Source organism: Nostoc sp. C057 (assembly GCF_013393925.1).
GTDB classification, from domain to species: Bacteria; Cyanobacteriota; Cyanobacteriia; order Cyanobacteriales; family Nostocaceae; genus Nostoc; species Nostoc muscorum_A.
In genome coordinates this window covers 3378498-3393858 of record NZ_CP040281.1, presented here as the reverse complement: position 1 = coordinate 3393858, position 15361 = coordinate 3378498, and the positions used below count along the sequence as shown (strand labels likewise).

Genomic DNA, 15361 nt, shown 5'->3' with positions numbered 1-15361 from the left:
ATGAGCAAAAGCAACGAGCGAATTGAGGAATTATCCCCTTTAAAACGAGCTTTACTGGCATTAGAAACAATACAAGGCAAGCTGAACCGCCTGGAATCGAAAAAGACAGAACCAATTGCGATCATTGGGATGGGATGCCGTTTTCCTGGCGGTGTTAATAATCCCCAGACTTTTTGGCAGTGCTTGCGCGATGGTGTGGATGCAATGCAAGAAATTCCTGGCGATCGCTGGGATTTGGAAACATACTACAATGCCGATGCTGATGCTGCTGGCAAGATGTACACTCGTCACGGTGCTTTTGTTGATGACGTTGATAAATTTGATGCTGGCTTTTTCAATATTTCTCCCAGGGAAGCCGCATTTATTGACCCGCAGCAGCGCTTGTTTTTAGAGGTATGTTGGGAAGCCCTAGAGCAGTCAGGAGAACGACCAGACCAACTATCAGGTAGTCGTACAGGTGTATTTGTCGGTGTGATGTACGCCGATTACTCGCGGTTACAGGGTACTGTAATTGATGCCTACAGTAGTACTGGCAATAGTATGAGTGTGGTATCAGGACGGGTTTCTTACCTGCTGGGTTTGCAAGGGCCGAGTGTCACTTTGGATACAGCTTGTTCTTCTTCATTAGTAGCTGTACATCTAGCTTGTCAAAGTTTGCACTCCGGTGAATGTAACTTGGCTTTGGCGGGTGGAGTGAGTTTGATGTTGATTCCCGACAACAACATTACCCTATGTCGCACCCGCGCTTTATCGCCTACGGGGCGTTGTAAAACCTTTGATGCTGATGCTGACGGCTTCGCGCGTGGTGAAGGATGCGGTACGATCGCTCTCAAACGTTTATCAGATGCGATCGCAGATGGCAACCCCATTTTGGCAGTGATTCGCGGTTCTGCCGTTAATCAAGATGGACGCAGCAACGGTTTGACTGCTCCCAATGGCCCGGCTCAACAGGCAGTTTTACGAGAAGCTTTAGCCAACGCCGGGGTGAAGCCGCATCAAGTCAGTTATGTGGAAGCTCATGGTACAGGTACGCCTTTGGGAGACCCGATTGAGGTGAGTTCCCTAGCGGCTGTTTTGGGTGAAGGGCGATCGCCAAATCATCCTTTAGTTTTGGGTTCAGTGAAAACCAATATTGGGCATTTAGAATCAGCAGCTGGTGTGGCAGGTTTAATCAAAGTTGTCCTGGCAATGCAGCATCAGCAGATTCCGCCCCACCTCCACTTCCAAAAATTGAATCCTTACATTTCTTGGGGAAATCTGCCGATTTCAATTCCCACAGAACTTACCCCCTGGAATAGTGGCACAGAACGACGCATTGCTGGGGTGAGTTCCTTTGGCTTTAGCGGTACAAATGCTCATGTGATACTCGAAGAAGCACCGCTTTTGCCCACAGAGCCAGCTTTGGTATCAGTAAAAGATTATCTTTTACCTCTATCTGCTAAAAATCCCGCCGCACTCTTGGATATGGCGCAAGCTTACCGAGCTTTTCTTTCAGGTAAAACTAACTTGCTGGATATTGCCTATACTACTAGTCTGCGCCGTCCTCATCATAAGCATCGCATCGCTTTGGTAGGGCAGTCTATCGAGCAACTGACAGCAGCACTTGACGCTTTTGTAGAAGGTGAATCTCACCCCAACTTAGTACCCAGTGACCCACATTCAGATGATTTATCTGGCTTGGTTTTCGTGTTTTCTGGACAGGGGGCGCAATGGATTGGGATGGGACGGCAACTTTTGGCACAGGAGCCTGTGTTTCGAGAGACTATGCAAGAGTGCGATCGCATCTTAAAATCTCTCACTCATTGGTCGCTACTCCAAGAACTAGCAGCACCAGAGGGTATTTCTCGCCTGCAAGATACTGAAGTTGCCCAACCTGCCATTTTAGCGATCCAAGTTGCCCTAACTGCCTTATGGCGTTCTTGGGGCATTGAGCCTGCGGCAGTTGTGGGTCATAGTCTCGGTGAAATCACTGCTGCTTATGTAGCAGGTGTCTTTACTTTAGAAACAGCTTTGCGGATTGTTGTGCAACGAGCATCCTTGATGCAGCAAGCTACAGGCAAAGGCAAAATGGCGGCGATAGGGATGCCTTGGCAAGAACTCAAACCGTGGCTAGAGGAATTTCCTGGTTTAGCGATCGCAGCTATCAACAGCCCCACTTCTACCGTCATTGCTGGTGATGCGACTGCCTTAGAAAGTTTGTGTCAAATACTACAAGCCCAGGAAATATTCTGTCGATTGTTGCGGGTCAATTATGCCTTTCACTGTCCACAGATGCAGCCTTACAGCGAGGAACTGGTTAACCTTTTGGCAGGACTGCAACCGCAAGTTGCCCAATTACCCCTCTTCTCCACAGTTACCGGAACCAGCAGCCAAGGACGAGATTGGGATGCTGCTTATTGGGGGCGGAATATGCGATCGCCTGTCCAATTCAGTCAGGCAATTGAAAACTCGGTATATGAAGGATATACCTGTTTTCTTGAGGTCAGCCCTCACCCCGTCTTATCCCAGAATATTCAAGAATGTTTGCAGCACAAAGGCAAAGCTGGAATTGTCCTCGCCTCTATGCACAGAGAGCGACAAGAGCGTTATTTTTTACTCAGTGAACTAGGTCGGCTCTACACCTTGGGCTATCAACCACGATGGCAGGCTTTCTATCCAGAAAATAGAAGGTGCGTTTTACTACCGACTTATCCCTGGCAACATCAACGCTACTGGTTAGAAGGTAGCAATTCTTTACCACCAAGAAGAACATCACAACAGCCGTTATTGGGGGAAGCTTTGCCCAGTCTGGCGCACCTGCCAGAAATGCGGATTTGGCAAACACAATTGGATTTGCGATCGCTTCCTTACCTCAATGACCATCGGGTACAAGGTGTGATGGTGTTACCGGGGTCAGGTTATGTAGAAATGGTATTAGCTGCTGTGACTGAGATATTTGGCGCAGGTAAACATACCCTAGAAGTTTTGCACTTTCAACAAGGTCTATTCATTCCTGAAGCAGAAACTCAGACTCTACAAATTTGCTTACAACCAGGAAAGACACCAGATACTTTCAACTTTGATTGTTACAGCCGCCCTGGTATAAACCCAGAGACGAGATGGCGGCATCATGCCAGTGGTACAGTGCGCCGAGGCGATGAGGAAATTACACCCACCATTCCCGCAACGGTGGCAGAAATTCAAGCCCGTTGTCAGGAAGTTATTTCTGGCACACAGCACTATCAACAAATGGCGGAACAAGGTTTGCTTTATGGAGCCAGCTTTCAAGGCGTAGAGCAAATCTGGCGACGGGAAGGGGAAGCCCTCGGACGCATCCATTTACCAGCATCTTTACACGCAGAAATCGCCAACTACCAAATTCATCCCGTTCTTTTGGATGCCTGTTTCCAAGTCATAGCTTTGGCGACTCCCTTAGCTAACCCCGATGCTGAGGCAGAAGGAGCTTATTTGCCAGTACGCCTAGACAAACTCAAACTTTATCAGCAACCAGATGCTACAGGTTTATGGGCACATTTGCAGTTAAAACCTGTAGTAGAAACAGATGCCTTTGCTGCTGAGTTAGTTCTGTTCAACGACCAAGGACAAAGAATATTAGATGCTGAATGCTTGCGTATTCAGAAATTTGATAGTCAAGGTCAAAATAATTCTAGCGATTGGTTCTATGAGATTAGCTGGGAACGGCTTTTAGAACCCAAGGACACAGCGCCAAGACGCAGCGAACAAAACCAAGGCTATTGGCTGATATTGGCAGACAGGCAGGGAATTGGGGAAAATCTCAGCCAACAATTGCAGCAGCAAGGCGAAAATTGCATCTTGGCTTTTGCAGGTGAAACTTATCAAAAACAGGATTCACAGCATTATCAAATTCAGCCAAATTGTTTAGATGACTTCAAGCAACTTCTACAAACTGTTTCTAGTGAATGCTTGGGAGTAGTGCATCTGTGGAGTTTAGATATCACTCCAGCAGAATTGACTACCCTAGCTTCACTAGCTGGTGACAATATGGGAGATCGTCCACTTAGCGATCGCAATTTGGGATGTATTAGCACTCTCCATTTAGTCCAAGCACTGGCGGAAACAGGTTGGCAAAATACACCCCGTCTCTGGCTAGTTACCCGTGGCGTACAGCCTGTAGATTCGAGTCCTAGTATTGCCCAATCGCCTCTGTGGGGACTGGGACGCGTCATTGCTCAAGAACATCCAGACTGGCGTTGCTCAATGGTGGATTTAGCACCAGTGCCTAAACCATCAGAAATTGCATCACTTTTGCAGCTACTACAAGCAGACGATGTAGAAAATCAAATCGCTTTGCGTGGGGATGTGTCCTACGTTGCTAGACTGAAGCGATATTTACCCAGTTATTCAGAACTACCAAACTTCGACCCCCAAGCAACTTATCTCATTGCTGGAGGTCTGCGGGGTCTGGGTTTACAAGTAGCTACTTGGATGGTGGAGAGGGGAGCTAGATATTTGGCACTGATGGCGAGAAGTCAGCCAACACCCGCAGCCTTAGAAGTTTTACAAACTCTGGAAACTGCTGGAGCAAAAATTAAGGTGCTTCAGGCGGATATCAGTCAGGCTGAGGAAGTAGCTAGAGCGATCGCTCAATTAGACCAAGATATGCCACCATTACGGGGTGTAATTCACAGCGCTGCTGTTTTGGATGACGGCATTCTCTTACAATTAACACCGGAACGGTTGCACAAAGTCATGCAACCCAAGATAGAAGGGGCATGGAATCTCCATACACACACCCTCAATAAATCCCTAGATTTCTTTGTGCTGTTTTCTTCAGCTGCTTCACTACTGGGTTCTGCCGGACAAGGAAACTATGCGGCGGCCAATGCCTTTTTAGATGGGTTAGCTCATTATCGGCAAAGTCAAAATCTGCCTGCACTCAGTATCAACTGGGGTGCGTGGGCAGAAGTAGGTTTAGCAGCAGCCCAGGCAAATCGGGGCGATCGCATGGCATCTCTAGGTTTTAGTAGCATTCCTCCACAGCAAGGTTTAGAGATTTTAGGACACCTGCTAACGGATAAAACTGCACAATTAGGTGTGATTCCCATCAATTGGGCAAAAGTCTTACGTGCTAATCCAGCCGTTATCAAGATGCCTTTGTTTCAATTGCTGACGGAGGTCTTTGCTAACTCTGGAGAAATCGAGACTGACAAAAGCACAAATTTCCTTTCCCGTCAAGCACTTTTAGCAACTCCATCAGATGAGCGTCAGCTACTTTTAGAAACCTACTTCCACGAACAAGTGGCTAGGGTGCTGCGAATGCCAGCCTCGAAACTCGATCGCCATCAGCCCCTCAACAGCCAAGGACTAGATTCATTAGTGGCGGTGGAGTTAAAGAACAAACTCAAAAACGACTTGGGCGTTGATTTACCGATGATTCGCTTTATTCAAGGCCCTAGTATCGCCCAGTTATCGGCACAAGTACTCACTGAAATTACACAAAAAATGTCGTCAGTGTCATCTGTCCTTGTATCTCCTCCTCATCTGAGGAGTAATTCTGCTAGACCTGTTGAATTAGCCACCAGTAATCAAGAATGGGAGGATGGCGAACTATGAGCGCGAGTCAACTTTTGGATGATTTGACGCAAAATGGAGTGTATTTGTGGGTTGAAGGCGACAAATTGCGTTTTCGGGCCCCTAAAGGTGTGTTAACGGAAGAACTGCGCGATCGCTTGACTGCTCACAAGCTAGAATTGCTGGCAATTTTGCAAACGTCCATTTCAAGGGCAGAATTTACCCTAGTTCATGCTCCAGAGGAACGTTATCAGCCATTCCCGCTCACTGACTTACAACAAGCTTATGCTTTGGGTGGTAGCAATTTTTTCGATTTGGGTAATGTATCTGCTCATTTCTACGTAGAGTTTGCCGTCACTAATCTAGATATTGAGCGATTGAATTTAGCTTGGCAACGTTTAATTGAGCGTCATGAGATGCTGCGGGCGGTGATTTTACCTGATGCCCAACAGCAGATTCTCGAAACTGTGCCTCCCTTTGCTGTGGAAGTCATCGACTTACGCGGTCAAAAAGAGGTGGAGGAGCAAATAGCAGCGATGCGCCAGCAAATGAAGGATAATGGCCCGTCACTCGATAAATATCCTTTATTTGAGGTGCGGGTACAGTTATTGGATGAGGAGCGAGCGCAACTCCACATCAGCATTAGTTTATTAATCTGCGATGCTTTAAGTGGTGGGTTTGTCTTCCAAGATTTGTATCAGTTTTACCTCAACCCCCAAGCACAGTTACCAGTCCTGAATCTCTCTTTCCGAGATTACATCCTGACGCTGAATCAACGCCGTCAAACAGCAGCCTACCAAAAAGCCCGTGATTACTGGTGGCCAAGGTTATCTGAAATTCCCCCAGCCCCGGAATTGCCCCTAGCCAAAAGTCCGAGTGCTATTGAGAAACCCACTTTTACCCGTTGGCAAGGACAACTAGCACCAGCAGTTTGGCAGCAATTCAAAACACGAGTCAGTCAGCTGGGACTAACACCGGCGGCTGCGATTTGTGCTGCTTATGCCACCATCCTCACCACTTGGAGCAAAAACCAAAAACTCACAGTTAACATCCTCTACTTTAACCGCGAACCACTGCATCCACAGGTGTATCAGGTTTTAGGTAACTGTAGCTCCACCCTATTATTGACAGTTGACCACACCCAAAGCGAAAGCTTCGCCGCCCAAGCCAAACGCTTACAAGAGCAGTTGTGGAGTGATTTGGAACATACGGCGGTGACTGGTGTGGAAGTATTGGGCGAACTCAATCGGATGCAAGGGGGAACTGCTAGAGCCGCAATGCCTTGTACCTTTGCCAGTGCTTTGGGTTTGGGAAACCGCGACACTCAAACTAATGCTGCGGGTGAGCAGGATTGGAAGGTAATTTGTAATGGCTTGTTGCAAACGCCTTTCGTCCTCCTCGACCACCAAATTGTTGAAGAAAACGGCGCTTTGCTCCTGAATTGGGATGCTGTAGAAGAAGCCTTTCCCTCTGGTTTAATGGCCCAAATGTTTGATGCTTACCAACTGCTACTGCATCGTTTGGCTGAGTCAGACAATACTTGGCAAACTACCACAGAATGGTTGATACCCAAAGCACAGCTACAACAACGAGCAGCCGTCAATGCTACCAACACTACTATTCCCACCCAGTTGTTGCATGAGTTGTTTGTTGAACAGGCGACTCAACACCCACAAAAATTAGCGATCGCTGCTTCTCAATTGACTTTGACTTACGCCGAACTCGATCGCCTATCTAACTACATCGGTAGACAACTGCGAGACTTAGGCGCACGTCCCAATCAGTTGGTAGCCGTGGTGATGGAAAAAGGTTGGGAACAGTTAGTAGCTATTTTAGGAATTCTCAAATCAGGTGCAGCTTACCTACCAATCGACCCCAGCCTACCCCAAGAACGTCTTAGCTGGCTGCTGGATAACGCTGAAGTCGCGATCGCCTTTACCCAACCTCAGCTAGAAGCAAATCTCAGCTTCGCGACTCAAGTCAAATGGCTAACAATTGATGACTCAACCCTGGTACAAGCCTCTACCAAGCTACCTTTACCATCTATCCAAACCCCAGAAGATTTAGCCTACGTCATCTACACCTCCGGCTCAACCGGCACACCCAAAGGTGTCACTATTGACCATCGAGGTGCAGCTAACACCATCCTCGATATTAATCAACGGTTTGGCGTGACAGCAGAGGATCGGGTATTTGCTATTTCCTCCTTAAGTTTTGACTTGTCAGTATATGACATCTTCGGAACGCTCGCAGCTGGTGGTACAATTATCATGCCCGATGCTCAAGGCAGCCGCGATCCGGCGCATTGGCTGGATGTTCTCCAACGGGAGCAGGTGACAGTCTGGAACTCTGCACCAGCGTTAATGAAATTGTTAGTCGAATATGCAGGCGATCGCTGCGATCGCTTACCATCTTCCCTCCGGTTGGTGATGATGAGTGGCGATTGGATTCCGGTAACTCTACCGGAGCAAATTCACTCCTTGGGTAACGATGTCCAAGTAATCAGTTTGGGAGGAGCCACGGAAGCTTCCATCTGGTCAATTTTCTATCCTATCGAAACTATTGACCCTAGCTGGACTAGCATCCCCTACGGTAAACCCTTGAGTAACCAAAGCTTCCACATCCTTGATGAAGCCTTGCAACCCCGTCCTGATTGGGTTCCGGGACAAATTTACATCGGTGGTATCGGTTTAGCTCAGGGATATTGGCGAGATGCAGCCAAAACCCAAGCCAGCTTTATTCAGCATCCCCGCACGGGAGAGCGTCTTTACCGCACGGGAGACTTGGGGCGCTATCTGCCGGATGGTAACATCGAGTTTTTAGGAAGAATTGATTTTCAGGTTAAAATTCGCGGTTATCGGATAGAAATAGGCGAAATTGAAACTGTCTTGCAGCAAAACCCAGCCATTCGTTCTGTTGCTGTTTCAGCCGTTGGCAAACAACGGGATGAGAAGCAACTGGTAGCTTATATCGTTTTTGAGCAGGAACAATCAATTACTTCATTAGAATTGCGTAGCTACCTCCAGCAGAAGTTACCAGAATACATGATTCCCTCAATGTTCATGTTTATGGACAGCTTGCCCTTATCATCCAACGGTAAAGTAGATCGCCGTGCTTTACCTGACCCAGAACAAAATCAAGCAGATTTAGGGGCAATTGTCGCACCCAGAGACAGCTTAGAGTTACAACTTGTACAAATTTGGCAAGAAATCTTGAAATTGCCGGAGGTAGGTATTACTAATAATTTCTTTGAACTGGGTGGAACTTCTATTCAAGCTGTGCGCTTGATGACGCAAATTCACAAACTCTTTGCTCAGAATTTGCCCTTGTCTACGTTGTTCCAAGGCGGGACTGTTGAGCATTTAGCGCTGACTCTGCGGGAATCGTCAGATAGTTCAGTGCCTTGGTCGTCTTTAGTCAGTATCCAGCCCTCTGGTTCTCAGCCGCCTTTCTTCTGCGTTCATCCGGCTGGCGGTAATGTGCTTTGCTATATGGATCTCTCCCGTCGCTTGGGTGCAGATCAGCCGTTCTACGGTCTCCAGGCTGTGGGGATGGATGGAGAACAACCACCATTTACCACTATCGAAGATATGGCGGCTTATTATATTGCAGCCATCCGCACCGTTCAACCACAAGGTCCATACTCTATCGGTGGCTGGTCTTTTGGGGGAATTGCAGCCTTAGAAATTGCCCAGCAATTGCGCCAGCAAGGTGAAGAAGTCAATATGCTGGTACTTATCGACTGTCCCGCACCCTTATCTAGCGAAGATTTGGACGAAGCCACCTTAGCAGCTTGGTTTATCCAAGATTTAGAAGGTCGATTTGATGTTGATGCTACTAGATTGCAGCAGTTGCAGCAGCTAGATACCGCACAACAATTGAACTACATCCTAGAACAAGCCAGACTACTGCACTTAGTTCCCCCAGATGCCGGAGTTGAACAAGTCAACTACTTGTTCGAGGTGTTCAAATGCAATATGCGAGCGATCGAATCCTACACACCGCGTTCCTACGAGGGGCTAGCAACACTGCTACGGGCAGAAAACCAACCACCAGAAAATCCCACTGACCCAGCTTTAGATTGGCACAAATTACTCACCAATTTGGAAGTGCGTTGGATTCCAGGCAACCACTACACGATGGTCAGAGAACCAGATGTGCAAACATTGGCAACCCAATTGAGGGCTTGTCTGGCAGTTATGAACAACTGGCAGCCAGGAAGATACAACTAACCCTATCAATTTCTCTGTGTCCTCTGCGTCTCTGTGGTTGAAAAACTCTTTTTTTAACCACAGAGGCACGGAGAACCCAGAGACTAGAAAGTTATTTGACAGAACTCACGTTACTTTAGGAGTTAACTTGTGGAACTAATGACACAATTTCAGTTTGCAGTGGCTTTCCCAGAACAACTACCACAAGTAGATGTCAAAGCCATTCTTTGCTTGGTTCATTCACTGTATTGGCTATTGATTGTCAATGCATCCATCATTAGACGGCGCAAACTCAATAACCCAGAGTCATTTGTTGACAACTCCACAAAAGAACCAGTTGCTAGTGAGTCATCCATCACTCCTCAAGGTCCGCCAGCACTATTTCTCACCAGTGCTACCTACGGTATTTTTTACATTTTGCTAGCAATTTGGTGGGCAAATCCCGATGCGCTAGGATTTTTTGTATTTCAACCGACTTTTCCGATTCAAGCTCTAGGAATTGCTATTCTTGGTTTGGCATTGATTGTGAAAGTATGGTCTTTTTGGGTTTTTCGCAGTTGGCGGTTATTTCCCCACATCGATCCCGGTCATCAACTTGTGACCAAAGGGCCTTATAGTTTTGTCAGACATCCACTTTACTTCGCTTTTCAACTTCTGTTTTTTGGCTCGTTTCTAATTGTTCCAAAACTAGGATTTTTACTGCAAGTAATTGCTAATTTTTTAGCTCATGATTTTCGCTGCCGGGTTGAAGAAAAAATCTTGCTGCAAGCTTTTAATAATACATACGAGGCATATAAAAAACGCACTCGTCGTTTATTGCCTTGGGTGTATTAATCGAACGTAAAAATATAGAGATATACTTGTAAAAGCTATTTTTTACAAATATATCTCTTACCTAAATTGCCACTTTTGTAAAAGTAAATTTTAGAGATTTAACTTAAATTATGAAATATCAGTTTTTTGCCAAACCTGTAGGCTGGAGATTTGTTGTAATTTTAGGCGCTGCGGCTTTAGCTACTTGTGCTACTTCGTTTTATTTAGTTTTAAATAATCAACTAGAAAATCAAAAGCGATCGCAACAGGCTATTGCAGCTAATAATAAAATTCAAGCAAATCCCAGTGCGGTTGCTGCTAGAGGATATCTAGAGCCTAAAGGAGAAGTAATTAAGCTATCTGCTCCTACTTCTATACAAGGTGAAGGTGTACGAGTTGCAAAGCTACTTGTCAAACAAGGAGACAAGGTAAAAACAGGTCAAGTAGTGGCAATTCTGGATAACCAAGAACGTCTGCAAGCAGCTTTTGAACAGGCAAAAACTGAAGTTAATGTTGCTCAAGCCAAACTAGAGCAAACTAAAGCAGGTGCGAAAACAGGAGATATTAATGCTCAAACGGCAAAATATCAACAAACAAGAGCAGAATTAGAAGGTCAACTCACAATTCAAAGAGCAACTATTGCTAATTTAGCAGCTCAGTTACAAGGAGAAAAGAATTCTCAAGCCGCAAGCATTAAGAGGATTCAAGCTGAATTGCGATATGCTCAAACTGAATGCGATCGCTATAATTCTTTGTATCAAAAAGGAGTAGTTTCAGCTTCTCAAAGAGATAGCACTTGTCTACAAAACAATACTACTCAAGAACAACTTGCAGAAGCCGAATCTAATTTACAGAAAATTATTAGTACTAGAACAGAACAAGTCAAAGAAGCACAAGCTAATTTCAATCGCACATTAGCAACCTTAAAAAACGAAGTTGAAGAAGCCAAAGCAACTCTAAATGCCACAGCAGAAGTCCGCCCTGTAGATGTCAGTGTGGCAGAATCAGAGCTAGGAAATGCCCAGGCTGCTGTGAAAAAATCTCAAGCAGATTTAAATTTGGCTTATGTGCGATCGCCCAAAAATGGACAAGTTTTAAAAATTCACACATGGGCTGGTGAAGTTATTGGCAAAGATGGAATTATCGAGTTAGGACAGACAGAACAAATGTACGCGATCGCAGAAGTTTATGAAACCGATATTAGTAAAGTTCGTCTTGGTCAACAAGCAACTGTTACCAGTGGTGGATTAATCGAAGAACTGAAAGGCAATGTCGATGAAGTTGGTTTAAAAGTTGGCGTTTTAAATGCTTTAGGAACCGATCCTGTTGCGGATGCAGATACTAGAGTTGTCGAAGTTAAAATTCGTCTGTCTCCACAAGATAGCCAAAAAGTTGCTAACCTCACTAATTTAGAAGTCAACGTCATGATTAATACTGAATCACCATAAAATTGACAAAACTTTTATCTCTCAATATCCAACTAATAAAAATCTCATTATTAGCTATTTTTTACCCTGTTCTAAATTGGAAATATAAATATGATACTTCGCAAAAAAATACCAGTAGCTTGGTTGCAACTTAGATATCAGAAAGCCAGATTAATTATTGCTTTATTAGGAGTGGTTTTTGCTGTAGTAATTGTCTTCGTCCAACTAGGCATCCGAGATGCTTTATTTGACAGTGCTGTTCGTTTGCACCAAGGCTTGCAAGGGGATTGTTTTTTGATTAGTCCTCGTTCTACAGCTTTAATTGCTATGGAAAGTTTTCCAGAACGACGTTTATCTCAGTCTCTAGCATTTCCAGAAGTTAATTATGTTGCACCGATATATTTAGGCTTTGGTCAATGGAAAAATCCCGAAACTAAAGACTATTGGCGAAATATTTTTGTGATTGGTTTTGATATTCGCTATCAGGTCGTAGATTTTGCTGGAGTTGAGGAAAATATCAACAAACTAAAAATTCCAAATGTGGTTTTATTTGACCGCAGTTCTCGCGCTGAATTCGGGCCTGTGGTTGCAGATTTTGAGCAAAAAGGTAATGTAGAAACAGAAATTGGTAACCGTTCTTCAAATCGCCGGGTTAAAGTAGCTGGCCTATTTAATCTAGGTACATCTTTTGGTTCTGATGGAAATTTAGTCACCAGTCATCTTAACTTCTTAAGGATTTTTAGCTCTCGTTATAAAGGATTAATTGATATTGGTTTAATCAAATTAAAGCCAGGATATGATGCCCAAGAGTTTACAAAAAAGTTAAAAACCTTTTTACCTAAAGATGTAAAAGTATTATCAAAAGAACAATTGATTGCTTTTGAAAAAAATTACTGGCAAACTAGTACAGCTATTGGATTTATTTTTAACTTAGGGGTAGGATTGGGAATTGTTGTCGGTATTGTAGTCGTATATCAAATTCTCTATACCAATGTTTCTGAACATTTACCCCAGTATGCCACTTTAAAAGCAATTGGTTATCAACAAAGATACCTTTTATCTATAGTTTTACAGCAAGCATTATTAATTGCAATTTTAGGCTACATACCGGGGTTTTTAATTTCTATAATTCAGTATGAATTTGCTAAAAAGGCAACACTTCTACCTATTGTAATGACAATAGATAGAGCTGGTTTTGTGCTGATAGCAACTGTTATTATGTGTTTTGTTTCGGGTGCAACAGCTGTGAGAAAACTCAAACAAGCAGATCCGGCTGATATTTTTTAGTTAGTAGAGATGTTGCAATGCAACATCTCTACAGGATTTATACGCATTGTGATTAATGTGAAATAGATTAGTCTGCTGTTTTTTCTAAGTAACCTTGTCCAATACTTTTAGCTTCAGCTATTTCCCTGATATTCTCCATCACTCTCGGTAAAACTTTTTTAAACTTTTTGCCGAGAAGCCAACCAAATAAAAATGCCAAAGCTCCTTTAAATGACACTTCATGAGTAAATGATGTACTATCTGCATAGATACTCAAGTAGCGATGTACATTTAACTTGCAAAATGGTAACTGAATTGTGAATGTATAACTCTTACCTGGGCTAAACTGCGAAATTGTAAATTTAGAAGTTGTACCCGTTTTCGGTGTTAATTTACCTATCGCACCAAGCTTAAAAGGACTCTCAAGATATGAATCACACAGTTCGGTATCCCATACTGACCAATTATCTACATCAGTCCAAATCGCCCAAATTTTTTCAGGTGTGGCAAACGTTGTGACAGTATTGCTAAACTTCATATGACTCTCTCATCTGGTTAGATACAATGCAGTATGCAAGTTTTTGAGATTATTTAAGCTGACTGATAGGGCCTCGTGTAACGATCGTAGGATCTTCAAGAATATTGAACTTTTTGACTACGATATTACTAATTGCTGAGTTATTTCTCATTCCAACATTGAAAATATTTTCGACATAGTTGTTCAGAGATTTTTCATCTTCAAACAGATAAAACCCACTAGCTTCTTTGTTACCTTCATCAATTGACCAAATTTTCCAGCGTAGTCCTGGTGCTTTGGCGATACGAGGCGCAACATCCTTCATCTGCTTTCTAAAGTCAGACGTGGAGTTGTTGTATTTGAAATTAATCTGAAGGATACGACTAGAAGTTGATGGATTTGTCTGATTTTCAGCCAATAAATTTTGCGAAGTGACACTCGTCGCACCAGCAAAAGATCCTGCTAGCCCAACTGTACCAACCACAAACATCAAGCGAAGCAATCTCCCTAGCATATTTTTTGCCTTTTGATCGAGATTTGGCAACATTTGAGACACGAAGGACAAAACTGTCGTGAAAAAGTACTATATTGACATTGCCAATATGACATTAAATATTGTCACTGTCAATATGACCTATGAAACCAAAAGATAAATATCATCACGGTAATTTACGTAACAAATTAATTGCAATTGCAACAGAACTTCTGTCAGAAGAAGGCGCTCATAGTTTGAGTTTGCGGAAGATTTCTCAAAGAGCAGGAGTCAGCCATAACGCTCCGTATATGCACTTTGCAGATAAAGAGGCGGTTTTAGCAGCGATCGCAGAAGAAGGTTTTCGGTTGCTGTCAGCGCAAGTAGAAACAGCAATAAAGGAAGTTAATAAAGATACCAAGCAACAGTTGATTGCTGCTAGCAGTGCATACGTCAACTTCGCCTTAGAGCATTCAAATCATTTACAAGTAATGTTCTGTTACTACAATCCAGAGAAATATCCGAGTTTGATCGAGGTTTCACAGACATCCCTAGATCAATTATTTAAAATTGTCCAAGCAGGACAGAAAGACGGAACGCTGATTGCGGGCAATCCTCACGAAATAACCAAAACAATTTGGGCATTGGTACATGGCGTAGCAGCGATTTCTATTGCTTATGAATCAAAGATTATACTTCCAGAAAAAAAATCAGCACAAGAGGTAGTATCCACATTTGTGACGCTGTTGCTGAATGGATTAGCCAGATGAAGTAACCAACCGCTCTTCTCATGAAGAGTCTATTGCCAATAAGAACAGTTATGTTACGCAATTGTGACTTTGATCATAAATTGAGGTGAGACTCGTTCCAATACTGCTCGGTTAAGAGAAAATAGGGGGTGAGGTAAAGAAGAAACTGTTCGCGTATTTATTACGAGAAAAAATGAGAGAAAAAGCTAGTTTCAGAGATGGTGCAAGTATCTCTAAAATTTGGAATTAAACAATTGAGGGTGAGTAAATCGGCGAAAAAAGATATCAATTTACGGGTTCAAAATGAGTTAGCTCAAATGCCTTGCGAGTTAATCTCCTGTTTGACAAGTTATGATTTCATCCATGAAGCTTTA

General features: G+C 43.8%; 8 protein-coding genes. 6 read left to right on the top strand and 2 right to left on the bottom strand.

Features of this window, described 5'->3' with window-relative positions:
* The 5 genes from FD724_RS14740 to devC all read left to right on the top strand — a co-directional run bounded on the left by FD724_RS14740 (position 1) and on the right by devC (position 13270).
* Positions 1 to 5574 carry a type I polyketide synthase gene (locus tag FD724_RS14740; protein WP_179073140.1) on the top strand — a complete coding sequence of 1858 codons (5574 nt, stop codon included), beginning with the start codon at positions 1 to 3 and terminating at the stop codon, positions 5572 to 5574.
* Positions 5571 to 9764, top strand: coding sequence for a non-ribosomal peptide synthetase (locus FD724_RS14735; protein ID WP_179073139.1), 4194 nt, complete (start codon positions 5571 to 5573; stop codon positions 9762 to 9764). Before FD724_RS14740 ends, FD724_RS14735 begins: the two co-directional genes overlap by 4 nt.
* 138 nt (positions 9765 to 9902) lie before the next feature.
* Positions 9903 to 10577 (top strand): isoprenylcysteine carboxylmethyltransferase family protein, encoded by a 675-nt coding sequence (locus FD724_RS14730; protein WP_256874598.1) that lies wholly within the window; start codon positions 9903 to 9905, stop codon positions 10575 to 10577.
* A 110-nt stretch (positions 10578 to 10687) separates the two neighbouring features.
* Entirely contained in the window at positions 10688 to 12004 is a 1317-nt protein-coding gene (locus FD724_RS14725) for an ABC exporter membrane fusion protein (RefSeq protein ID WP_179073137.1), read from the top strand.
* A gap of 90 nt (positions 12005 to 12094) precedes the next feature.
* Entirely contained in the window at positions 12095 to 13270 is a 1176-nt protein-coding gene (gene devC, locus FD724_RS14720; RefSeq protein WP_179073136.1) for an ABC transporter permease DevC, read from the top strand.
* A gap of 67 nt (positions 13271 to 13337) precedes the next feature.
* Here the strand turns inward: devC and FD724_RS14715 are convergent, their stop codons facing one another.
* Entirely contained in the window at positions 13338 to 13787 is a 450-nt protein-coding gene (locus FD724_RS14715; protein WP_179073135.1) for an SRPBCC family protein, read from the bottom strand.
* 49 nt (positions 13788 to 13836) lie between these two features.
* Positions 13837 to 14280, bottom strand: coding sequence for a YdhR family protein (locus FD724_RS14710; RefSeq protein WP_179073134.1), 444 nt, complete (start codon positions 14278 to 14280; stop codon positions 13837 to 13839).
* Between the two features lie 122 nt (positions 14281 to 14402).
* Between FD724_RS14710 and FD724_RS14705 the strand changes: the two genes are divergently transcribed.
* Complete coding sequence (locus tag FD724_RS14705; protein WP_179073133.1) at positions 14403 to 15008, top strand: TetR/AcrR family transcriptional regulator; 606 nt, start codon at positions 14403 to 14405, stop codon at positions 15006 to 15008.
* Positions 15009 to 15361: the final 353 nt, after the last annotated feature.